The organism is Capnocytophaga sp. ARDL2 (assembly GCF_041530365.1).
Taxonomy (GTDB): Bacteria; Bacteroidota; Bacteroidia; order Flavobacteriales; family Flavobacteriaceae; genus Flavobacterium.
Genome location: NZ_CP168034.1, coordinates 774,333 through 799,065, shown reverse-complemented (window position 1 = coordinate 799,065; position 24,733 = coordinate 774,333). Strand labels below are relative to the sequence as shown.

At 35.5% G+C, this 24,733-nt stretch carries 16 protein-coding genes, 3 tRNA genes and 3 rRNA genes; 2 read left to right on the top strand and 20 right to left on the bottom strand.

The features are described 5' to 3' along the window. Positions 1-39: 39 nt before the first annotated feature. The 9 genes from AB4865_RS03955 to fbp form a co-directional block, all read right to left on the bottom strand. Complete coding sequence (locus tag AB4865_RS03955; RefSeq protein WP_372474447.1) at positions 40-741, bottom strand: DUF6261 family protein; 702 nt, start codon at positions 739-741, stop codon at positions 40-42. A gap of 293 nt (positions 742-1,034) precedes the next feature. Continuing rightward, a complete protein-coding gene (locus tag AB4865_RS03950) occupies positions 1,035-2,141 on the bottom strand; it encodes a hypothetical protein (protein ID WP_372474446.1) in 1,107 nt (368 codons plus the stop codon). Then, positions 2,138-3,064 (bottom strand): hypothetical protein, encoded by a 927-nt coding sequence (locus tag AB4865_RS03945; RefSeq protein WP_372474445.1) that lies wholly within the window; start codon positions 3,062-3,064, stop codon positions 2,138-2,140. The genes AB4865_RS03950 and AB4865_RS03945 overlap by 4 nt, the downstream gene beginning before the upstream one ends. A 105-nt stretch (positions 3,065-3,169) precedes the next feature. Continuing rightward, a complete protein-coding gene (locus AB4865_RS03940; protein ID WP_372474444.1) occupies positions 3,170-6,163 on the bottom strand; it encodes an N-6 DNA methylase in 2,994 nt (997 codons plus the stop codon). Between the two features lie 255 nt (positions 6,164-6,418). Then, complete coding sequence (locus tag AB4865_RS03935; protein WP_372474443.1) at positions 6,419-9,808, bottom strand: leucine--tRNA ligase; 3,390 nt, start codon at positions 9,806-9,808, stop codon at positions 6,419-6,421. 280 nt (positions 9,809-10,088) lie between these two features. Next, positions 10,089-10,625 (bottom strand): hypothetical protein, encoded by a 537-nt coding sequence (locus AB4865_RS03930; RefSeq protein WP_372474442.1) that lies wholly within the window; start codon positions 10,623-10,625, stop codon positions 10,089-10,091. Then, positions 10,615-10,794, bottom strand: a complete 180-nt coding sequence (locus AB4865_RS03925; protein WP_372474441.1) for a hypothetical protein — start codon at positions 10,792-10,794, stop codon at positions 10,615-10,617. The genes AB4865_RS03930 and AB4865_RS03925 overlap by 11 nt, the downstream gene beginning before the upstream one ends. A gap of 187 nt (positions 10,795-10,981) precedes the next feature. Beyond that, entirely contained in the window at positions 10,982-11,422 is a 441-nt protein-coding gene (locus tag AB4865_RS03920; protein ID WP_372474440.1) for a DUF4625 domain-containing protein, read from the bottom strand. Between the two features lie 3 nt (positions 11,423-11,425). Then, the gene (fbp, locus tag AB4865_RS03915; RefSeq protein ID WP_372474439.1) at positions 11,426-12,427 is read right to left on the bottom strand and encodes a class 1 fructose-bisphosphatase; all 1,002 of its coding nucleotides are present in this window, start codon (positions 12,425-12,427) and stop codon (positions 11,426-11,428) included. Positions 12,428-12,628: 201 nt separating this feature from the next. Between fbp and AB4865_RS03910 the strand changes: the two genes are divergently transcribed. After that, positions 12,629-13,876 carry an aspartate kinase gene (locus AB4865_RS03910; RefSeq protein ID WP_372474438.1) on the top strand — a complete coding sequence of 416 codons (1,248 nt, stop codon included), beginning with the start codon at positions 12,629-12,631 and terminating at the stop codon, positions 13,874-13,876. Between the two features lie 434 nt (positions 13,877-14,310). Here AB4865_RS03910 and AB4865_RS03905 read toward each other — a convergent pair whose 3' ends face one another. The 9 genes from AB4865_RS03905 to AB4865_RS03865 all read right to left on the bottom strand — a co-directional run bounded on the left by AB4865_RS03905 (position 14,311) and on the right by AB4865_RS03865 (position 22,180). Continuing rightward, on the bottom strand, positions 14,311-15,210 hold the full coding sequence (locus AB4865_RS03905; RefSeq protein ID WP_372474437.1) for a hypothetical protein: 900 nt from the start codon (positions 15,208-15,210) through the stop codon (positions 14,311-14,313). A gap of 295 nt (positions 15,211-15,505) precedes the next feature. Beyond that, the gene (locus AB4865_RS03900) at positions 15,506-15,751 is read right to left on the bottom strand and encodes a hypothetical protein (protein ID WP_372474436.1); all 246 of its coding nucleotides are present in this window, start codon (positions 15,749-15,751) and stop codon (positions 15,506-15,508) included. A gap of 123 nt (positions 15,752-15,874) precedes the next feature. Beyond that, positions 15,875-16,732, bottom strand: coding sequence for a hypothetical protein (locus tag AB4865_RS03895; RefSeq protein WP_372474435.1), 858 nt, complete (start codon positions 16,730-16,732; stop codon positions 15,875-15,877). Positions 16,733-16,811: 79 nt separating this feature from the next. Further along, positions 16,812-16,923: ribosomal RNA gene (rrf, locus tag AB4865_RS03890) — 5S ribosomal RNA — on the bottom strand. Between the two features lie 94 nt (positions 16,924-17,017). Then, positions 17,018-19,891, bottom strand: a 23S ribosomal RNA gene (locus AB4865_RS03885). A gap of 111 nt (positions 19,892-20,002) precedes the next feature. Continuing rightward, positions 20,003-20,076, bottom strand: a tRNA-Ala gene (locus AB4865_RS03880). A 78-nt stretch (positions 20,077-20,154) separates the two neighbouring features. Next, positions 20,155-20,228 (bottom strand) — tRNA-Ile (locus tag AB4865_RS03875). Between the two features lie 67 nt (positions 20,229-20,295). Further along, a 16S ribosomal RNA gene (locus AB4865_RS03870) occupies positions 20,296-21,811 on the bottom strand. Together the 16S, 23S and 5S rRNA genes with 3 tRNA genes alongside form the textbook arrangement of a ribosomal RNA operon. A gap of 294 nt (positions 21,812-22,105) precedes the next feature. Then, a tRNA-Val gene (locus AB4865_RS03865) sits at positions 22,106-22,180 on the bottom strand. A gap of 71 nt (positions 22,181-22,251) precedes the next feature. On the opposite strand from AB4865_RS03865, the gene AB4865_RS03860 reads away from it, so the two are divergent. Further along, complete coding sequence (locus tag AB4865_RS03860) at positions 22,252-22,521, top strand: hypothetical protein (RefSeq protein WP_372474434.1); 270 nt, start codon at positions 22,252-22,254, stop codon at positions 22,519-22,521. A 164-nt stretch (positions 22,522-22,685) separates the two neighbouring features. On the opposite strand, the gene AB4865_RS03855 is transcribed toward AB4865_RS03860, so the two are convergent. Together AB4865_RS03855 and AB4865_RS03850 are read right to left on the bottom strand one after the other, a co-directional pair. Continuing rightward, entirely contained in the window at positions 22,686-24,032 is a 1,347-nt protein-coding gene (locus AB4865_RS03855) for a DUF5689 domain-containing protein (RefSeq protein ID WP_372474433.1), read from the bottom strand. A 2-nt stretch (positions 24,033-24,034) separates the two neighbouring features. Continuing rightward, positions 24,035-24,619, bottom strand: a complete 585-nt coding sequence (locus AB4865_RS03850; RefSeq protein ID WP_372474432.1) for a choice-of-anchor J domain-containing protein — start codon at positions 24,617-24,619, stop codon at positions 24,035-24,037. Positions 24,620-24,733 lie beyond the last annotated feature (114 nt).

Genomic DNA, 24,733 nt, shown 5'->3' with positions numbered 1-24,733 from the left:
ACAAAAAAAAGGGTCAAATGAACATTTGATTATATACAATTATTTTTTCTTGCCTCGGGCTTTGACCACCTCGTTCATATCGTCGATGATTTTGGATGTTTCACTCACAAAAGCGGTGTATTTTGCTTCATCAACGAGCATCATTGCTACCAAATACGGAATCAGTTTTTTGTTGATAAGTTGCAAAAGCGGTTTTCTTAGGCTACTGGCAGAGGCTTTGCTTTGTTGCTGTGCAAAATCCTTTTCGTACTGGCTACGCACTTTGTTAAAATTGTTTTGTGCTGTACGAATCCCTGCTATTGCCTCGCTAACGCCCAAAAGTGCCGTAATAGCATCTTGCACCTCCGCCGCCGACAAGTCTTTGAGCAACGAATCTACAAGGTTAGACTGACTGGAATAATTTTCCTCGGTGATTTTCACGCCGTATTTCTTAAAGATGGCAGAGAGTTTTTTGCCGTGAGCGTTGAGCTCTTGCACAGGGATGTGTTCATAGCCTTTTAGGAGCTTGTCCAACACGCGAATGGCTTCGTCTCTTTGGGCATCGGCATCTTCGAGCTGTGATACGGCTTTGTCGCGCTTTACGGCTTCGGTGATGGCATCGCCTTGGGTTTTTAATTCTTTAAAAAAGGTTTTCAAAAAAGCATCGTCTTGCAAGGTAGCAGTACCTTTGTAAAGGTCTGCCAATCGATTGGCTACATCGCCTACTTCGGTAACTCTGGAGTTGAAATGTAAATTTTTCATAATTGGTAAAATTAAGTGATTGTACTTTTTATGGTATATGTTTGCATAAATACTTGCTTTGTTCCCTTTCCAAACATTTATGCATTCATAATGGATTGTTTTCTTCTGTTTTTAGTTAATTATGCATTCATAATTGGTCGCCCATATTTCCGTTGGAGTTTTTATGCTTTCATAATTCTATACTTTTACTTACGCTTTATGATTTATGAAATCATAACAGCCACAAATATAGGGAAATGGTTTTAATAAAATTATTTTTGATAATATTTTTTACTTGATTGCAACGTATCTTCTCAGTCTTTTCTGTTGGATACTATGATACTATTATAAACTTCATTTTTATATTTTTCAACAAGCAAAGCTAATTTATTGGTTATCCTATTAATATTGTCTTTATTATTGCAATTAGTTACATTAATTGAAAATTGAAAGATAGGATTAGAATAATTCTCTTCTTCTGATTCAGAATCAAATTCAGGAAAAGATAATTCCAAAATAAACTCTCCTTTTTCTAAACCTAAATCGAATTCATATTCAATCTTTATGCAATAAAGAATTATTTTCGAATAATACTCTTCATCAGTTAAAAAAGGATGTTTCTCTAAATTACCTTTTATTTTCATATTAGAAATACTTTCTAATAATTTGTCGATGTTATCATACTTTTCCTTACACTCTATATCTGCATCTATAATAGATTTGTATTTTATTTTTTCATTCAAAAATTTAAACGATTTTAAAAACTCAACTCTCGTTTTATTATCAAAATCATTAAATCTTATTGAAATAAAATCGTCTTCTTTATTGATATAATCCTCTTGTTTTAAATGTGTTCTAATCTTTCCTACAACAAAATCAATAATTTCTTTTGTTTCAGGAGACGTATAATTTTTATTAATAATTAATGAATTTCCTTCTTGTACAATATCAATTTTAGCAGTTCTATCCACCTGTGTCGAACCAAAATTTTCTAATGGATTTTCTATCGTTATTTCAATGTCTAATGAAACTTTTTTCTGTTTGTCTTCTCCGAAATCAACATAAAATTGAGGTTCATTTTTAAAGCTATAATTTAATCTAAACTCTTTATTTTCAATTAAATCTGAATGTAAATTCAATTTTAAATCTGTTAATCTTTCTACTTCAAAATTTTCTTTAAGTTTAATTGATGCATTTGTAAATTTTGGTCGCTTTTCTTTAATAGAATCTTTCATTTGGATTTCATCAAAAATCTCAGCATCAACTATTGTTTTTAAAAAATACGGCAATGTAGTTTCTTTTTTCTTAGATTTCAGTAAAACCCCTCTATTTTTTAATAATGTAAATAAAAGATTTTGATTTATAGAACTTTTCAATAGGTATTGCCTTAATAAATCACCTTGTGGAACTTTCTTTATCATAAATTCTTCAATGTTTGAATATGCCCTAAAATTTCTATTTTACTCGTTTTTATATAAGAATTGTATTCTATCAAAATCTCATCTATCATTCTTTCGTGTTTAGATTTTTGATAATTACGAAACGAAAAGATTATCTTGTCTAAAGAGTCCAATTTATCATAGTCTATTGCTAAATCCATCATTCCTCGAAAAACATTTTCTTGAAATTCCTCAGAATAATAAATTTTTAAAAATACATTGTCATTATCTTCAATTCTTACTGCTATGATATTTGAATAAAGATAGAAAAAAGGTAATTTTTCTCCATAGTATGATTGAATTGATGGATTTAACCCTGAATTATGATATACAAATTTAACTTTTTCCTTCTTATATATTTTTTTATCTTGTAAAACAGTTTCTATAAAAAAAGATAATCTTCTATTATCTAAAATGATAATAGTGTTAGTTAAGGAGGAGGTAATGCTTATATCTTTTATGTAATTTTGGATAGAATCATAAATGTCATCTTTATCTGAAATCCAAACCAAAATCCCAAGAACTTCAGAACTTCTTATGTTGGAATATCTTCTTTTAAAATCAGATAACACTTTACTTTTATTAAAGCATTCTAATCCTTGAGAGATGTCAGATATATGTTTTCTAAGATCAGTCTTGTTATACCCTATCTTTTCTGTTTTTTTAACAGATATGTAACCTATATCCAAAACTCGATTTGACAACTGACTTATATTGCCAATCAAGCCATCTATTCCGTGTGTTGTTCTTTCTTTTTTAGCAGCACTTCTTTTATGTTCTTCACCATTAAGACACATTATTTCATTTCCTGACAGATTGTTCTCATAGCCAAAAATTTCTTCGAATATATATTTTGCTATTGCTTCTCCTCTTTCTCCTATTAATTTAGAAATTTCTCCACTCATAATTTATTTTTTATTTTACACCACCACATTCACAATCTTCCCTTTCACCACGATGATTTTCTTCGGAGGGTTGCCACCAAGTTGGGCTTGGGTGCGGTTTATAAGTTACTCATAATCCATTTCTACACCTGATATTTTTTCTAACTCTTCTGAAATACTTCTCTTTATATTTTCCATTTTTCTGTGCTTCTCAGCGATTTCTTTTTGTTTTTCTAAATCAAATTCTCCTTTTGAATTGATTGGAATAGAGATTTTAATATGTTGTATTTTACTTTTACCTGCTTTATTCGTATATCCAAAAGAATGCTTAGAAAATTCACTTTCAATAGCGTACTTCAAAAAGAAAATATCCAAATAATCTTTTACTTCTTCTTTCAAAATTAAGGGAATTACTTTCTCTGATAAAGAGAATCTCCCTTCTCTGAAATGAGCTTTTCCAATAGAACCATCTATATTCCAAGTCAAACAATTTTCAAAATATTTTATACCTTGCAAATTATCTTTCACATATCCATAATCAACACTTTCAAAATCTTTCGATGCTGAATATACAGGAATGTCTCCTTTATTTTCCTCTATAAACGCCTTTGTAAATTTACTCGTATTTGTCTTTACTTTTAAGTCAAATATTTCATTAATTGTTTTTAGTTTGGTAGGATACTCTTCTCCAACCCCTACATTCAAGTCCTCTATTTGTTTTTGATATTCTGTTATTTTGGATTTTAATGATGCTATATATTCATACTTTTCTATTATTTCTCTCTGTTTTTCTATATCTATATTATCCTTTTCATCAAATGGAATTTCTATCGATACGGTTTTCATATTCTTTAATGAAGAACGTAATCCTCTGTCAAAACCGTATTTATGCTTGACCTTATCAAGCTGAATCATCAAATATTCAGGCAATATACTATCCTCTAAAATTCTAATTGCCCCACAGTGATCAGTAGATACAAAAGGGGTATTTTTAGGAATAAAATTAAATTCAAAATCTCCATCTATCCCCCATAGTACAAAATTATTAGCAAAATCAGAAATATTACTCTCTGTATGATAAGAGATAGGAGTTTTAACATTAGCACTATAAATAGGAATATTCCCAGAAATCTTAATCAGATCCTTCTTTAATAATCTTTTTCCTATAAATAAGCTAAAATATCTTTCATTAGATAAGGCAATTTCCCTAAAATTATTGACTATTTTTTTTTTTTGAGATACTTCTCTTAATAGACCAGAATAATCTTTCATTGTTTCAGAAATATCACTTACAAGCTCAGCAAATTCCTCTATTTTAAAGATTTTACCTTCCTCTACAATTCCTAATTCAATCTGCTCTTCCTTAGTCCACCATCTATCTATACTCCAATAATTTTCAGGCTTAAATTCCTCTATTGGCTGAATTTTACAACGCTTATCATTGTTGATTTTTGCAAACCCTAATTTATTTCCTTTAAACAAATTGTAATAATCAACAGCATTTTTCAAATCATCTTGTTCTATTTCAAAACGATAAGTATCTCTACTTTCACCTATCTCACTCACCAAATAAGTAAAAACAGGGGTAGTCTGTCTCTCCGTCTTATTCATTTTTTTAGTAATGGCAAAAATGTAGGTCTTTTTCGGAGTCGTAAAGAATGTTTTTAATGGTAAAGAAATAATTCCGTCAATAATACATTCGTCCAAGATAAATTGGCGTAGGTTTTTGTCGCCTTGCCTGTTAAAAATTCCGTCAGGAACTACTACAAAAGCCTTTCCATCAGGTTTTAACGAACGAATAATCCATTCCATAAAAAGTCCTTCAACGCCAATTCCATTAACGGTATAGAATTTTTTGAGTTCATCAACTTTGCTAATTTCGTCTTTTAAATTACTGCTCCCTGTGGTTACATACGGAGGATTGGTCAATATCAAGTCGATTTTGTTTTCATACTGAACATCACGCAAAGTTCCCAAAATATTTTTGGTTTTTAGCTCAAAAGTTTCATTGAATAATTCTGAAAATTGTTCAGTAATGCCTCCATTTTTTCGGATAAGATCAGAAAGATAAATAAGCATATTAGCTTTTGCCAAAATAATAGTTTTTTGCTCTTCCTTATCAAAGCCTTTATCTATTCCTATGAGTTTTATTTTGCTTTCTAATTTTCCGTTTTTGACAACAAAAAAATCATCTAAATCATTATCCACCAAAAGCGGTTCTAACAAAAATTTCCCCACACCACAGGCTGGATCACAGAGCGTTATATTTGGTTTAATTTCATTTTGAGCCATCTTGGCAATGGCACGGACCACCCTAAGAGGTGTAAAATATTGTCCCCAATTTTTCTTACTAATACTCTCTTTTAGAAAAGTTTCAAAGAGCTTACTTTTAAAGTCTCTGTCAATATTTTTAAGCTCTCCACCCCCTTCTTTTTCATCTCCAAATTTTTTTAAAATTTTTATAAAAACTGTTCCATAACCTTTAACAGCTTCCTCATCTTTACTCACAAAAATAGTCCCATTGATAATTGTAGTATTATCTTTTTTAGAAGGTTTGAAAAGTTTTTTTATTTCCTTTCGAATAGTTCCTGCGTAATAACTAAGTGTCTCCTCTGCATCACTCGATTCATTGTAGATTTGCATTAAATTGGCATAACTCAAATGATTTTTTAATATTCCTAAATCACTCAAATACTTGAAAATAAACAATTCTACAAACGAATACAAACAATTTTCAGGCGTAGCCCCAGCCGCCATCCAAAGGTCTTGCCAAATACTTTTTGCCAATCGAGTAGGGTCTTTTAATCGAGGTTCTCTAATTTGTGAGTTTTCTTTATCCAAACTATCATAAATTTTTTCGATAAGTATCGCTAAATCAGCATTGTTTTTATCAAAATTTTCTTTTACAATTCGCCCTTTTTCGTCTGTAATTTCCTCTCCATTCAAGGCATTAATCCAAATCGTTTCTTTCGTATCAGTAACTATTAAGATTTTTGCCTCTAAAACTTCAGCAACTTCCAAACCTTGTTGAATAGCAGAATTCTTTTGCTTTTGAGTTTTAAATTTTGAAATATCTTTATGCTCAACAATTCCAATAGTAGTTTTTATTCTGGATTTCACCACATTAGAAATAGAAATAATAGCATCGGGCTTCCTTTTTTCAAAATCTTTGTAGTTTTTTGCAGAGATAATCCCTGCGTTCTTCAACTGCATAAGCGTAGTGCTTCCAATATTTCGGAAGTCAAAATCCCCTATTTTTTCAGGGTTATGGATTAAATCTCTTTGGTTTAACTCTTCTGACATAATGAAAAAATTTTCTCAAAAATAATAAAGTTTCTAATATATAGATAGTTTAAACTCCTCTTTGCCTCGTGCCTACACCACCACATTCACGATTTTCCCTTTTACCACGATGATTTTTTTCGGAGGGTTGCCACCGAGTTGGGCTTGGGTGCGTTCGTCTGCCAAGATGATTTTTTCCACTTCTTCGTTGGGCATATCCAAAGGCAATTCGATTTTGAAACGCACTTTTCCGTTGAACGACACCGGATATTCTTTCGTGCTTTCCACCAAATATTTTTCCTCAAAGGTTGGGAACGGCACTCGGCTAATGCTTTCATTATGACCTAAAACTTCCCAAAGTTCTTCGGCAATGTGCGGTGCGTACGGCGAAATCAGTACTGCCATTGGTTCTAAAATCGCTCGTTTGTTGCATTTGATTTTTTGCAATTCGTTTACCGCAATCATAAATGCTGATATCGACGTGTTGAACGAGAAATTCTCAATGTCGTATTCCACTTTTTTGATGAGCGTATGCAAGATTTTGTATTCTTCTTTGGTCGGTTCTTCATCAGAAATGGAAACCGCATCGCCATCGAAATACAAGTTATAAAACTTCTTCAAGAAGCCCGAAACACCTGTAATCCCTGCTGTATTCCAAGGTTTTGCTTGTTCCAACGGACCTAAAAACATCTCATACAAACGCAACGTATCCGCTCCGTATTGCTCACAAATATCATCAGGATTTACGACATTATATTTGGATTTTGACATTTTTTCTACTTCGTGTCCGACGATATAAGCCTCTCCCCCCGCCCTCTCCGAAGGAGAGGGAGCTTTTGAGCCTGTTGATGGCAAACTATTTGTAGCATTTACGCCCTTAGTTCCCCCTTCGGGGGCTAGGGGGATTCCATTCTCCAAAATAAATTCCGCATCGGCAAAATCAGGTCGCCATTGTTTAAACCCTTCAATATCCAATTCCGATGAAGCATTTACAAGTGAAACATCGGCGTGAATGGCTTGTACTTTTTTGTCGCCAATTTGTCCTTTGGAAACGAAAGTATTTGTACCTTCCAATCGGTACACAAAGGCACTCGTCCCTAAAATCATTCCTTGATTTATCATTTTTTGGAAAGGCTCTTCGGATTGTATAAAACCTCTATCTTTCAGGAATTTATTCCAAAATCTTGAATATAATAAATGCCCTGTGGCGTGTTCGCTACCACCGATATACAAATCTACATTCTGCCAATAATTTAGGCTATCTTGTGAGGCAAATTCCTTTTCGTTGTGTGCGTCCATATAGCGAAGCCAATACCAAGACGACCCCGCCCAACCTGGCATTGTGTTGAGTTCAAGAGGATAAACAGCCTCCCCTTGCCCCTCCGAAGGAGGGGAACAAACACGATTTGTTTTAGTATCCCAATACCATTCTTTGGCGTTCCCCAAAGGTGGTTGTCCGTCTTGGGTTGGGAGGTATTTTTCTACTTCTGGCAATTCGATTGGTAAATATTGCGTATCAACGGTTTGAGGTAGTCCGTTTACATAATAAATTGGAAATGGCTCTCCCCAATATCTTTGACGCGAAAACACCGCATCACGCAAACGATAGTTGATTTTTGCCTCTCCAACGCCCAATTTTTCCAATTCGGAAAGAATTTTTTCGGTAGCTTCTTTATAATCCATTCCGTTGAGAAAATCTGAATTTTGTAAAGCAAATCCGCCTTTTTCAGTATATGCGTTTTCTGAAATATCTTTATCAAAAATGTTGATAATTTCAGGCATCCCTTCTACACCTACAAAATGTTTTGCAAAGGCATAATCACGTTCATCACCCGCAGGAACTGCCATTACAGCCCCTGTGCCGTAACCTGCCAACACATAATCGCCTATCCAAATCGGAATGGGTTGTTTGGTAATCGGATGCTCGGCGTACGCCCCTGTAAATACACCTGAAATGGTTTTGGTATCCGCCATTCTATCTCTTTCCGAACGCTTAGATGTCTCCTCGATATAATCCAAAACGGCTTGTTTTTGTGCTTCGGTTGTGATTTGTAAAACCAATTCGTGTTCAGGAGCCAAAGTGAGATAAGTTACACCGAAAATGGTGTCTGGTCTTGTTGTAAATACCTCAATCCCCCGTTCCTCCGAAGGGGGACAAACCGATGCACTCACACTAATTTCTTCTCGGACATCAACTTTTGAAGCTAATTTTTCTTGTATTTTTTGAAGAACATTCTCTAAATCAGCAATAACTTCTTCATTTGTAAATCGAATAACCTCAAAACCGAATTCATTTAGAAAATCTGTTCGTTCTTTATCTAAAATCTGTTGATTTTCAGCATTGTGATATCCTCCATCGACTTCTACAATCAACCTTTTGGCAAGGCATACAAAATCAACGATATAATCCCCAATAACGTGCTGTCTTCTAAATTTATCATCTAATTTCTTAGATTTTAACTCCTCCCAAAGAATAGTTTCGGCTTGGGTCATATTATTTCGTAAATCTTTTGCTTTTTCAACCAAAAGATGAGCATTATTCCCTCCTGTCATATACCCTTGCTTGGACGATTTATCCGCCTCTGCATTTGTTCCCCCTTCGGGGGCTAGGGGGAAAATAATTTTCGCTCCCTTTGATTTTCCTATCCAATTGCGTTGACTTTCTTTGACAGAGTCACTCCAATCAATAGTGTCCAATCCTTTCAATAATCTATCAGCGTACGCTGTGATACGCATACTCCATTGTGTCATTTTCTTACGCACAACAGGATGTCCTCCACGCTCCGAAACACCATTGACAATCTCATCGTTTGCCAACACCGTTCCCAAAGCAGGACACCAATTTACTTCGGTTTCTGCAAGAAATGTCAAACGATAATTCAATAAGATTTGTTGCTTCTCCACATCTGAAAAAGCATTCCATTCTGTTGCTGTAAACGATGGTGTTTTTTCATCGCATACTGCTTTAACGTTGGTATTTCCTTCTTTTTCAAAATGTTTTACTAAGGTTGTAATATCTTCGGCTTTGTCTGTTTCTTGATTGTACCAAGAGTTGAACAATTGAATAAAAATCCATTGTGTCCATTTGTAATAATCTGGGTTGGAAGTGCGTACTTCTCTACTCCAATCGAACGAAAAACCGATTTTGTCGAGTTGTTCGCGATAACGAGCGATATTTTCACGAGTAGTTTTTTCAGGATGTTGTCCTGTTTGTATGGCGTATTGCTCGGCAGGTAATCCGAACGAATCGTACCCTTGCGGATGCAACACGTTAAAGCCTTTGTGACGTTTGTATCGTGCGAAAATATCCGATGTGATGTACCCAAGCGGATGCCCCACGTGCAATCCTGCTCCCGATGGATATGGGAACATATCTAATACATAAAATTTCTCTTTTGTAGAATTATTTTCGGCTTTAAAAGTTTGGTTTTCTGCCCAATATTTTTGCCATTTAGCTTCGATTTCTTTGTGATTATAGTGCATTGTCAACTATTTTATTATTCCATATTTCCAATTAGGTCAAATAGGGTGTGAGTCAAAATTTTTGTAAAGCTACAAAATTACTAAAAATTGTTTGTCTGAGATATTTTATAAAAAACTTTTACTTTGATATAAACGATTTTAATTTAACCATTTTTATTGTAAAATCCGCCGTTTCATCAATATATTCTTCCGCTTCTCCAGTTTTTCCATCTATTTTAAAATGCAGAGGCAAAAAAGCTGGTGGCTCTCCTATTCCGAAATCAATAGTAAAATAAATCGTTTATTCATAATACGTTATTTTTCGAGTATTGGTACGCTTGCAAAAAGGATATTGCTCGTCTGTTTTGGTAGTCCAATTTCCTTGTTTGTCTTCTTTCAATTTTAGATAAACCGAACGTTGCAAAATACTATAATCGTAACGTTCTTTAGAAAACGATTCTAATTCCCTTCTTTTAAATATTTTTTTCTCTTTTTGTGGTTTGTATTTATAGGTTTTGGTTCCAGACTTTACTCCATTTTTAAAAAATTCTACCGTCAAAATGGTTCTTCCTTTTTTATAAGAAAAATGCTGAATTTGAAAAATCTGATTTCCTCTCTTCCAAACTTTTCGTATCAATTTTCCATCTTCTGAAAAATCAGAAACCACCGTATCTATAAAATATTTCATCGTCATTTCACAACCACCTGAATATTCGATGGTGGTAGCTGTTACAGATTGTACTTTTCCTTTCAAATCGTATCTTTCCCAATCAGTTTGGGCAACAACCAATTGACTAATCCATACAAACAATCCTGCTACTATTATTTTACTTTTCATAATATTCCAATTTTCTTATTATATGTTTTGTAATAAAAATTTCATCTTCGATTTCCGTAAATTCTTGCCAATTTCCCTTTTCATCTTCTCTTTCATATTCAATAAGATAAACAGTTGTTTCGTTTTCTTGTTTGATTGTCCACCCTTTCTTATCAAAATGAATAGTCAAAGAAAAACCAGCACTTATTTCATCCCATTCTCATTTTTTTCTTTTCCATTTTCATGATAATGATAACATATTCTTATGATAGGCTTTCCGTCGGTTATAGTATTTTCCTCATTTTTTTGATTTTTTTCATTATAATTGAAAAAATACGGTTGTTCGATAATTGAACAACCGTATTTTTTTCATTTTTCTATTCTTCTTCTTTATTTTTGATAACAATCAAAACATCTTTTACTGTGAGATTTGCTTTGTAATCTTCTGCCATAATTCTCAACACATATTCGCCATCATCATAGTTTTGAGTAGCTGAATATTTTTTTGGCAATTCGATTTCATGTTCGATTTCAAAATAGGTTACAAAAGCACCTAATGACATTTTTTTCTCAAAATCATAGTTAGTTCCATTCAAATTTTGAGGAATCAACCCATAGCTATAAGCCTGAATACCGTCTGTATCATCAAAAGACAACTTCATTTTTACTTTTTCTCCATAATAAAACACCGTATTAGGAGTGGGACTTATGATTTCTACTTTGGGTTTGATAATCACTTCCTCCTTAGTACAAGCAGAAAACAATGCAATAAACGCTAAAGCAAAAAACATCCAATGTAATTGATTTAATTTTCTCATAATCTATTCATTTTTTAAATTCTTTAATTTCTCAACCATATTTTTTGAACCTGCATAAAAAGGTACTCGCTGATGCAATTCTGAGGGTTTGATGTCCATAATTCTTCGTGTACCATCAGTTGCACTACCTCCTGCTTGCTCAATAATCATGGCAAATGGATTGCATTCGTACAACAATCTCAATTTTCCATTTGGTTTTGATTGTGTTTCGGGATACATGTAGATACCACCTTTCAAAATATTACGATGTACATCTGCTACCAAACTACCTATATATCTTGCACTATATGCTGTTTTATTTAGAGTATCCTTGCAAAGATCTATATATTCTTGGACTCCTTTAGAAAATTCAGAATAGTTTCCTTCGTTTACGGAATAGATTTTACCATCTACATCAATTTTCATATTGGGATGCGACAAAAAGAACGTACCCAAGCTTGAGTCTAATGTAAAACCATTTACACCTTCTCCAGTGGTATAAACCAACATCGTTGAAGTTCCATAAATCACATATCCTGCTACTACTTGTTTATTTCCTTCTTGCAAAAAATCATCTATCGTAACTGGACTTCCTACAGGCGAAACACGTTTGTAAATAGAAAAAATCGTTCCAACCGAAACATTTACATCTATATTTGACGATCCATCCAAAGGGTCTATCATAATGACATATTTATTGGAATTATCGTTATGTAACCCTGGAATATTGATAAAATCTTCGTTTTCTTCCGATGCTATACCACAGATTACATCTCTATTGATCAAGGTATTAATAAAAATTTCATCAGCGATTACATCCAATTTTTGTTGCTCTTCGCCTTGAACGTTTTCACTCCCCAAAGCTCCAGTTATTCCTGTCAAAGCCGCTTGATTTACTTTCAAAGAAACTCGTTTTGCAGCAAATCGAATAGCAGTCAATAGTTCGTTCAATTCGTTTTGACTGCATGTATTATACAGAGATTTTTGTTTGATAAACTCCCCTAAACTAATCAATTTTTTGTCCATATATTGTGAACCTTTATGTGTTTGTATTTTGTAGCGATTCTATTGTTACTAAAGTATTCAAAAACCATACCGCCTTACAATATAATCAAGCTACAAATATCCATAAATAAAAGAAAATTATTGAAAAAAAACAGATATATTTTTCAAATCAGTGGAAAATATATTTTTTCTTATTTATTTTTGTGAAAAAAGAAATTCATTATGAAAATATACAAATTTGGTGGAGCATCTATTAAAGATGCAGATGCTATTAGAAACGTAGCCAATGTATTAAAACAAACTAACTTTACAAAAGGGGTAATTGTTGCCTCGGCTATGGGAAAGACCACCAATGCCTTGGAGGAAGTAGTAGCTGCTATTTTTCATAATAAAAATACACTCAATGAAAAAATCGACTTTGTCGAAAAATATCATTTAGAAATAGTCAATCAATTGTTTGAGAATAAAAATCATCGTGTTTTTGAAAAAATTTCAATGTTATTTTCTCAATTAAAATTGTTTTTAGACAATAACAAATCTCCTTTATACAACTTTGTTTACGATCAAATTGTTTCTATGGGAGAGGTACTTTCAACTACAATTCTGAGTGAATATTTAAATGAAATTCAATTTAATAATCAATGGTTAGATGCAAGAAATCTAATCAAAACCGACAATACTTATCGCGAGGCCATCGTAGATTGGAAACTTACTGAAGAAAACATTCAACAAATAAAAGGAAATGATATCTATGTAACCCAAGGATTTATTGGTTCGGACGCCAATTGCTTTTCGGTTACATTGGGAAGAGAAGGCTCAGACTATTCGGCAGCGATTTTTGCGTACTGCTTGGATGCTAAAAGTCTTACCATTTGGAAAGATGTACCGGGTGTACTCAATGCAGATCCACGCTATTTTGAAGACTACATACAATTGCAACAAATTTCTTATACAGAAGCCATCGAATTGTCGTTTTACGGAGCATCAGTAATACACCCAAAAACGTTACAACCGTTGCAAAAAAAGGAAATTCCACTGTATGTAAAATCATTTATACAACCAGAAAAAGCAGGTACTGCTGTATCACGTGGTTTGGATTTAGTACCTTACACTCCGTGTTTTATAGTAAAGAAAAATCAATTGTTGATATCCTTTTCATCAAAAGATTTTTCGTTTATACTAGAAAATCAAGTTAGTGAAATATTCAAATTATTTGCAAAATATCGAATAAAAGTTCAGGTTATTCAAAACTCAGCAATAAGTTTTTCAGTTTGTGTTGAAGATAAATTTGAAAATTTTGACATATTGTATGCAGAACTAAAAAATCAATTTGCAATAACGTACAATAAAAATGTAAATTTATACACTGTACGTCATTTTACGTCAGAATCTATTGATAAAATATGTAAAAACAAAGAAATATTATTACAACAAATCAATAGAAACACCATTCAAATCATTTCGAAATAAAATGTCATTAAATATAGACCAATTGTTATAAGAAAACGATTGGTCTATATTGCTTGTGATATTATATATCATATAGTTAAACATTGAAAGAGAGAAGGCATATTTTTTCTACAAATTACAAAAAATATAATCCCAAATACAACTTGAATTACAATATTGTATTTAGGATTTGTAATAAATTTTATTTGAAAAGTTTAAACAACTCTAAAATAAAACAATCATCAAGGGAAAAATAAATTTTTATAATCAACTCTTTCTAATCAATCGCATTGTAGCATAAGCTAAAATAAGAGCAATAAAAAAACTTGTTAGAAATTCTTTATAAAAAGGGTCTCTTCTGATATTAAATAATATATCAATTAAAAATTCCCCAAGAAACATGCCTAAAGAATAAACCATCAATAGCAATAGAAACTTACCTAAAGTTTTGTTTTTTACCATAATCCCCATCTTTCTGTTAATGCTACTATTGCTCTACCTGCCGAAGCATAACATGCTCCCCCAACAGCACCTGGTGCGGCTCCTACTCCACCTGCTAAAGCCCCCGATGCTCCTCCGATAATTCCCCCTACTACATCAGATTTTCCCATTGATTTTATAGTAGACTTAAACCACCTCCATTCTTCATCATTTCTATTACCTTTACTTAATATAGTATTTCTATTATTTCCAATAGACATCCATTTATCTAAATTTACAGTCCAATATTCAAGAGAATTTATAGCGATTGAAACAGATGCTAAAAGTATAAATTGTTCTTCTTTGCTGCAATGAGTCACTATTTCTCTTTTTAATTTAGAAAGTTCTTCCAAAAGTTGAATACTATCTAAATCGTAATTAGAAATTACAGTATCCAACTCTAATAAATATTTTTCTTGTTTAGAAGTCAAAGAAACTTCTTTTTTTATCGAATCTACCATATTAAAATCATAATCTCCTTTTTTTATATCAACAAACTGAGAATACAAAACATTATCATACATACTATAAATAGATAAATAATCGGAATAGGAAATATGTTTTGAAAAATCTATGCCCTTGGTAAAATTATAAGTACCTTTCTTCACCTCGGTAAGCATATTAGAAAAATCCATCAAAGTAAAATTATTTTTACTAACTATTTCAGAATAAACATATTCTAAACCTTCATTGTGCAATCTACCAATTGTCCAATAATCTGAAAAATCATTAAAGAAAGAACCTTTGTTATATGTTTTTACAGATAGTGATTCACTTTCTTCTCTAACAGACGAATCCGAAGAACAAGAATAAAAAGTTGTCAACACTTGAGCGGACAACAATACCCCTAAGGCAATTTTTCTAAAATTTTTCATGATATATAAATTTAAAATTAATACAAATACTTACTCTTAACTAAATATCACAAAGGATATATTCACTTTATTGACAACGCAAAGCAACAACAAAAATACATATCCAATGATAGCAAATTATTAAGAATACAAAAATGATAAAAGAATAAAGTAACAATTTATTCACACTTAATTAAAATAATGTTTTTGATTCTAAAAAACAAGGTTTCCCTTGTTTTTAAAAAAAGGCGGCGACATACTCTCCCACGCTACTACGCAGTACCATTGGCGCTATTAGTTTCATCTTATATTACCTTTATTCTACTTTTTCTTGTATCATTCTTATTTTCATATAATCTTTCCTACGAATGAATTGCAAAATAACAAATTGAATTACAACCAATGGAAAAACAATCAAAAGTGCATACTTAAAATCACCTATAAGTAACTCTTTTTTATATACTCCTTTTTCATTTAGTTCTATTAAAATCAATGCAATAAACACCAATAGTACCATCAAAACAGTAGAAACAGTGCATAAAATATAAATTATTACTTTCATACCAAACCTACCCCCTAATTCGGATTATATACTTAATATTCAAAACGTTAAATACGACAGTTATTATCTTTTTTTACAATATTTTTTTGTTTTTCTTATCTCGAACACAGGTTATTTTAAATATTATCCCACTCCTATAATCACAGCTGCAGAACTTAAAGCAGCTCCAAAACCAACCCCCAAAAGCTCCATTACAACTACAATCGCAGGAGTAGCAAGCCCTCCAGACCCTGCTGCAATAGCAACCCCAGAAGTAACTGCAGCCAATGTAAGAAAACCTATTGAAGCCGAAAGTCCATCTGCTCTTGCAACATCACTTCTCGAAGGTTTACTAGATATAGAATAAGATACATAATTATTCTCTTCAAACCAAAACTTTACTGAATTTTCAAAAACAGATACAAAAACTAAATAAGCATCTAAATCTACCCCTATAAGATCTCTTTTCGCCTTATTTTTAATTAAATTAAGTGAACTAACAAAACTATCGTAATCTGTATATTCCTCTGTTAAAATAATTGTTTCAGAAACAAAGCTCTTTAAAGCCCAAGCATTATTAACTAAATTAGAATTCTTATCTATCAACAAATTAAAATCATCTATAGTTAAGGAATGTGAATTGTCTATAACTAAATCCGTAGATTCCTTATAACTACTTAACAATGGATACTTCCTAATGACATTTTCTTTAAGTTCCTCTAAAGTTAATATTTTATCTTGGTCATTCTTCATTAAAATCCCTTTCAAAAAAATATTATGGTCTTCACCTATTTTTTTGAGCTGATCATCTGAGAAAATACGCAATTCTTTATTATACGAAAATATTTTTCTTTCCCTAATAGTCTCCTCAAAATTTCCATTAGCAACTGACAACGACTCACTTTCTTGATTGACAGACGAATCCGAAGAACAAGAATAAAAAGTTGTCAACACTTGAGCGGACAACAATACCCCTAAGGCAATTTTTCTAAAATTTTTCATGAGCATTAAATTTATTTACATTAATTAAAAATAATTTTTTAAGTTATAAAAAAGACAAGATTGCTCTTGTCTTTCTAAAAAAAGGCGGCGACATACTCTCCCACGCTATGACGCAGTACCATCTGCGCTATTGGACTTAACTTCTCTGTTCGGAATGGGAAGAGGTGAGCCCCAACGCTATAACCACCTTAAATCGGTTCTGCTAATTTATATTATCTAATTTAGCAGGAATATCGTACATATTGTAAAACACTTCTATTGATACTTTATAAAAGCAACTCTTAGAGCACATAAGCTTACGGGTGATTAGTACTACTCGACTTTGACATTACTGCCTTTACATCTATAGCCTATCAACGTTGTCATCTCCAACGACCCTTCTAAAGAAATCTCATCTTGTGGTGGGTTTCGTACTTATATGCTTTCAGCACTTATCCCTTCCCAACGTAGCTACTCAGCAATGCACCTGGCGGCACAACTGATACACCAGAGGTTAGTCCAATTCGGTCCTCTCGTACTAGAATCAGATCCACGCAAATTTCTAACGCCCGCAGTAGATAGAGACCGAACTGTCTCACGACGTTCTGAACCCAGCTCGCGTGCCACTTTAATGGGCGAACAGCCCAACCCTTGGGACCTTCTCCAGCCCCAGGATGTGACGAGCCGACATCGAGGTGCCAAACCCCCCCGTCGATGTGAGCTCTTGGGGGAGATCAGCCTGTTATCCCCGGCGTACCTTTTATCCTTTGAGCGATGGCCCTTCCATACGGAACCACCGGATCACTATGCTCTACTTTCGTACCTGTTCGACTTGTAAGTCTCGCAGTCAAGCTCCCTTTTGCCATTGCACTCTACGCACGGTTACCAAGCGTGCTGAGGGAACCTTTAGAAGCCTCCGTTACTCTTTTGGAGGCGACCACCCCAGTCAAACTACCCACCAAGCAATGTCCTCTCTAAAAAAAGAGTTAGTCCTCAGATAAGCAAAGGGTGGTATTTCAACAATGACTCCCTGAATCCTGGCGAACCCAGTTCATAGTCTCCCACCTATCCTACACATCACTTATCCAAGAACAATACTAAGCTATAGTAAAGGTGCACAGGGTCTTTTCGTCCCACTGCGGGTAATCGGCATCTTCACCGATACTACAATTTCACCGAGCTCATGGCTGAGACAGTGTCCAGATCGTTACACCATTCGTGCAGGTCGGAACTTACCCGACAAGGAATTTCGCTACCTTAGGACCGTTATAGTTACGGCCGCCGTTTACTGGGGCTTCAATTCAATGCTTCGATTAATCTAACATCTCCTCTTAACCTTCCAGCACCGGGCAGGTGTCAGGCCCTATACTTCATCTCTCGATTTTGCAGAGCCCTGTGTTTTTGATAAACAGTCGCCTGGACCTTTTCACTGCGGCCAGCTTGCGCTGGCGACCTTTCTCCCGAAGTTACAGGTCTATTTTGCCTAATTCCTTAGCCATGAATCTCTCGAGCACCTGAGGATACTCTCCTCGACCACCTGTGTCGGTTTGTGGTACGGGTTCTTATAATCTATGTTTAGAAGCTTTTCTTGGCAGCCTTTAGGTACACTATCTCATCATCCGTAGATTCCGAGTACTATCAGTTTTCGCCAAACTCTACGCATTTTACTATAAAGTCTATAGCTACGACCTTTAACGAACTATTCCGTCAGTTCGCGGTACTTTCACCACTGCGTCACTCCATCACAACTATAAGAAGTACGGAAATATTAATCCGTTGGCCATCGACGTCCCCCTTCGGGTGTGCCTTAGGTCCCGACTAACCCTCAGCTGATTAGCATAGCTGAGGAAACCTTGGTCTTACGGTGTGCGGGTTTCTCGCCCGCATTATCGTTACTTATGCCTACATTTTCTTTTCTAAACAGTCCAAAATACCTCGCAGTACTTCTTCTACCCAGTTTAGAATGCTCCCCTACCACAGTATATCTGTCCATAGCTTCGGTAGTATACTTATGCCCGTTTATTATCCATGCTCGACCGCTCGACTAGTGAGCTGTTACGCACTCTTTAAATGAATGGCTGCTTCCAAGCCAACATCCTAGCTGTCTAGGCAGTCAAACCGCGTTTGTTCAACTTAGCATACATTTCGGGACCTTAGCTGATGGTCTGGGTTCTTTCCCTCTCGGACATGGACCTTAGCACCCATGCCCTCACTGTTTATAATCATTTATTAGCATTCGGAGTTTGTCAGGAATTGGTAGGCGGTGAAGCCCCCGCATCCAATCAGTAGCTCTACCTCTAATAAACTATAATAAACGCTGCACCTAAATGCATTTCGGGGAGTACGAGCTATTTCCGAGTTTGATTGGCCTTTCACCCCTACCCACAGGTCATCCGAAGACTTTTCAACGTCAAACGGTTCGGTCCTCCATTTGGTGTTACCCAAACTTCAACCTGCCCATGGGTAGATCACACGGTTTCGCGTCTACCATTACTGACTATAACGCCCTATTCAGACTCGCTTTCGCTTCGGCTGCGTGACTTAATCACTTAACCTCGCCAGCAACGGTAACTCGTAGGCTCATTATGCAAAAGGCACGCCGTCACCCAACTAATGGGCTCCGACCGCTTGTAAGCGTATGGTTTCAGGTTCTTTTTCACTCCGTTATTCACGGTTCTTTTCACCTTTCCCTCACGGTACTGGTTCACTATCGGTCTCTCAGGAGTATTTAGCCTTACCGGATGGTCCCGGTGGATTCAGACAGGGTTCCACGTGCCCCGCCCTACTCAGGATACCACTATTTAATACATCGTTTACCTATACGAGACTATCACTCTCTACGGTGTATCTTTCCAGATACTTCTAGTTCCCTTTGATTAAAATATCGTGGTCCTACAACCCCAAAATTGCCAAAACAACTTTGGTTTGGGCTTTTCCGATTTCGCTCGCCACTACTCTCGGAATCACTTTTGTTTTCTTTTCCTCCGCCTACTTAGATGTTTCAGTTCAGCGGGTTCGCCTCCTATCGGATACTAGTTCTTCAAACTAGTGGGTTGCCCCATTCGGATATCTACGGATCTAATCGTATGTGCCAATACCCGTAGCTTTTCGCAGCTTATCACGTCCTTCTTCGCCTCTGAGAGCCTAGGCATCCCCCATACGCCCTTATTTTGCTTATTGTGCTCTTTTTATCTCTTGTAATATCTCTATCACAAAAAATCGTGCTTTTTATTTTTCTATCTATTTGTGTTTTCCCAATATGTCTATGAACTTGTCTTCCTCTCGGATTTGTGGAGAATAAGGGAGTCGAACCCTTGACCTCCTGCGTGCAAGGCAGGCGCTCTAGCCAGCTGAGCTAATTCCCCATACATTCTACGAGTTATTTGTTTTGCCTTATCTACCGCATAACTGCTCAACTTCTAGAATTTCCTATTTAATACTAGTAGTCCCGGGCAGACTCGAACTGCCGACCCCTACATTATCAGTGTAGTACTCTAACCAGCTGAGCTACGAGACTCTGTATATCCTTCTATTTTATCCATTTATTTGAACCAACAGCGAGAGGTAAAGTCGGACATCTCTAGAAAGGAGGTGTTCCAGCCGCACCTTCCGGTACGGCTACCTTGTTACGACTTAGCCCCAGTTACCAGTTTTACCCTAGGCAGCTCCTTGCGGTCACCGACTTCAGGTACCCCCAGCTTCCATGGCTTGACGGGCGGTGTGTACAAGGCCCGGGAACGTATTCACCGGATCATGGCTGATATCCGATTACTAGCGATTCCAGCTTCATAGAGTCGAGTTGCAGACTCCAATCCGAACTGTGACCGGCTTTATAGATTCGCTCCTTGTCACCAAGTGGCTGCTCTCTGTACCGGCCATTGTAGCACGTGTGTGGCCCAGGACGTAAGGGCCGTGATGATTTGACGTCATCCCCACCTTCCTCACGGTTTACACCGGCAGTCTTGCTAGAGTTCCCGACATCACTCGTTGGCAACTAACAACAGGGGTTGCGCTCGTTATAGGACTTAACCTGACACCTCACGGCACGAGCTGACGACAACCATGCAGCACCTTGTAAATTGTCCGAAGAAATATCTGTTTCCAAATAAGTCAATCTACATTTAAGCCCTGGTAAGGTTCCTCGCGTATCATCGAATTAAACCACATGCTCCACCGCTTGTGCGCGCCCGTCAATTCCTTTGAGTTTCACACTTGCGTGCGTACTCCCCAGGTGGGATACTTATCACTTTCGCTTAGCCACTCAGTCCGAAAACCAAACAGCTAGTATCCATCGTTTACAGCGTGGACTACCAGGGTATCTAATCCTGTTCGCTACCCACGCTTTCGTCCATCAGCGTCAATCCTTTGTTAGTAACCTGCCTTCGCAATTGGTATTCCATGTAATATCTATGCATTTCACCGCTACACTACATATTCTAGTTACTTCACAAAAATTCAAGAACTACAGTATCAATGGCAATTTTACAGTTAAGCTGCAAACTTTCACCACTGACTTATAATCCCGCCTACGGACCCTTTAAACCCAATGATTCCGGATAACGCTCGGATCCTCCGTATTACCGCGGCTGCTGGCACGGAGTTAGCCGATCCTTATTCTTACGGTACCGTCAGTTTGCTATACATAGCACGTTTTCTTCCCGTACAAAAGCAGTTTACAATCCATAGGACATTCTTCCTGCACGCGGCATGGCTGGTTCAGAGTTGCCTCCATTGACCAATATTCCTCACTGCTGCCTCCCGTAGGAGTCTGGTCCGTGTCTCAGTACCAGTGTGGGGGATCTCCCTCTCAGGACCCCTACCCATCATCGTCTTGGTATGCCGTTACCACACCAACTAACTAATGGGACGCATGCTCATCTTATACCGATAAATCTTTAATATCTAAATGATGCCACTCAAATATACTATGAGGTATTAATCCAAATTTCTCTGGGCTATCCCTCTGTATAAGGTAGATTGCATACGCGTTACGCACCCGTGCGCCGGTCTCAAACTACTAAAGTAGCTCTACCCCTCGACTTGCATGTGTTAGGCCTGCCGCTAGCGTTCATCCTGAGCCAGGATCAAACTCTTCATCGTATATTTTTTATATTAATGATGTTTTATCCCAACTTTACTTGTTCTCTCAGGTATGCTGTTAATTCAATAAAATATTTTCTATGATCGTCTCTTGTTTTACTTTCACTCCCCTCTCAGAAAGCGAGTGCAAAAGTAGAAAGAATTTTTAAAACTACCAAAATTTATTTTGTTAAAAAATTTGTTAAAGTTTTTACCCCCCCCCTACTTACAAAACGCTTCGTTTCTAAAGCGGATGCAAAAGTAGAAAGTTTTTTTTCTAAAACACAAAACTTTTTTTTAGTTTTTTTTCTTTCGTGGGCGATGAGGGATTCGAACCCCCGACCCCCTCGGTGTAAACGAGGTGCTCTGAACCAGCTGAGCTAATCGCCCCCTATCTCTTTGAACGGATTGCAAAGATAGAACAAGTTTTTGTTATCTTCCAAATGTTTTGAAGAAAAATTTTGAAATATTTTTTAAACAATTGGTTTTCAACGGATACTTTCGATACGCTTTGTGAATTCTCTCGCAAATTACACGGATTGTCGCTGTTTCTTTTCTTTTTACAACAAAAAAACAGAGATGCTATGCTTTTGGAGGAAACAGAGACCTTTGCGTATAGAATAACCTATGTAGTCTATGTATCTATCGGATTAAAAAAACTTCGTCAAAATATTAACTCAGTGGTTTCAACTTTGGCGAAGTTGGATTTAACTCTACAATATATACTGTAAAAAAATATTCCTTTTTGCAACTATTTGCGTGAGCGGTGGGAGCGGCATCCTTTTGTGGTGGCGAATGCCGACACAAAAGATATAGCGGACGACGCGACACCTAGCTCGTGCCGACGAGGTACGAGGAGGAACGGGCGGAGTGGCACGCCCAAATAACCTTTTTCTTACTGAAATATTATATTGTCAATTTGCATTGTCGTGGTCAGCTCGGGATTGCCTTTATAGGTAAACATTATGTAGCCCTCACCTACCAACTGCGACGGAAATTGATAGGTACCACTATCGACAAAAGTGCTTCCGTACCCACTTTCGTTGTCTTTGGAGATGGTAAAATGGTCTGTTATTTCTATCAAATTTTCAAAATCTACAGGTTGCTGACATTGAAATTCGGCTGCTTTGACGTAATACACCTTTAAAACATCTCCTCTATAATAGCCGTCTTTGGTCTGAAATGATAGGGTATTGCTTCCATTAAAATACACTGGAACAATGAAATAACTCTCAGTAATCGACTCACTATTGCCATAGGCTGTGCTTTGTAAATATTTATTGCCTTGATAACTGCGTAACTGCCAATATTTTCCGCCGTGTACATAGGCATTGATATAGGGTGCAAATAGTGTTTGATTGTTTAAATATGTTTCGAATGACTCGTTGATTGATATTGCAAACTCTTCATTTTCTGATTTTAACATAGAAAACGGATAATACCGCCCTCGTGTGAGTTGTACATCTTCCAACTGATTGAGCACAAAATTGTATGACGATCCTCTTTTGGTAAGTACCCCAACTATTTCCCCTCTCTGAATAGGCACTGTCTCGTTTACAAATTTGACATATTGATTGATTTGTGTGTTGACAAACGAGGTTCCTTCTGTGGTTATTTGATCAATTTTATGTGTATGATAGCCCATGTAAGCTTTGGATTCTTCGTAATATTTTTGCCCTATCGACTCTTCCGAAAATTGTACATCTTCTATTTTAAAAAGTTGATTGAGATGTTCATTTGTCTTTAAATCTGAGAGTTTGACTACTTTTATCAACTCTTCTTGAGATTTTTTTTTAGTTGAAATTGCTGTTTGAGACTGAAAAATTTCACTTGCTATTGGAGAAATTTTACCAGAATTTTCTGTTCCTATTTGCAAAGTTCCATTTTGTTTTACATAACTCATCCCCTTGAGATTGACATATATTTTTCTTCCAAAATCTACGTACGTATATAGACTATACGCATCTACAGACAGGGAAACTCCATGTGTTTTTTCTTGGTTTTGTAATACAATTGTTTTATAGAAACTTCCGTCTTTGTCCGTAGAAATTACGTATCCAGAGATAATTACATCATTTGTAACGGTTTGTATAGTGTCCGAAGCGTTTTGATTGAGTTCTTGTATCGAAAAATTGGTTTCCCATTCTTGAAAATCTATTCCTTCTGGTGAATATTGCTCATCTTTTTGACAACTATACAATATAGACACTACGATAAAAAATAAAAATATTAGCTTTTTCATGGTTAAAACAATTTTAATTCATCTATCATATAGGCTCCAGACATGGTGGAAGAGGTTCCCCCTGTGGCTTTGAAAGCTATTTTAATTTTTCCTGTATGATTTTTTATTGATATAATCCCTGATGCTTTCCATTGATAATTGGCATCTTCAGGCAATGGCTTGTTGAACGGAATTTCTTTTACTGAAATTTGTTGTAAATCTTGTTCTACGGAGGGTACTATATATAAATGTATGCCGTTTTGTGTAGTATCGACTAAATGATGTTGGGCTGTTTTGAAGGTTAAAAAATATTCTTTTGAAGGGTTGAGTTCTATTTCTGGTGAAATCAGCCAAGCTTCGTTTGTATTTTCTTCACTATTATACGCTGAAAATTCTACATACCCATTGTTTGAAAATGTTTTGAACGTCCACATTCTACTACCTTGAGTAGAAATTGACTCCCAAGAGGAATTGGTAAAATTTTCAACATTTTCATATTGAAAATCTTCAAAAAATAGTAATGGTTTATACTCGGGAAGTGTGGTTTCTGTTTCAAAAAGACAACTTCCCAATACCATAGCAAAAGCTATTAAAGGAAATCGTTTCATGAGTTTGTTTTTTTGACTATAATTGTTTTTTCAAATATATGAAAAATATTCTCTTATTCAGAAAATAATTCAAATTATAAGTACAAAATCATTAACCGAAATTATCTATAATGG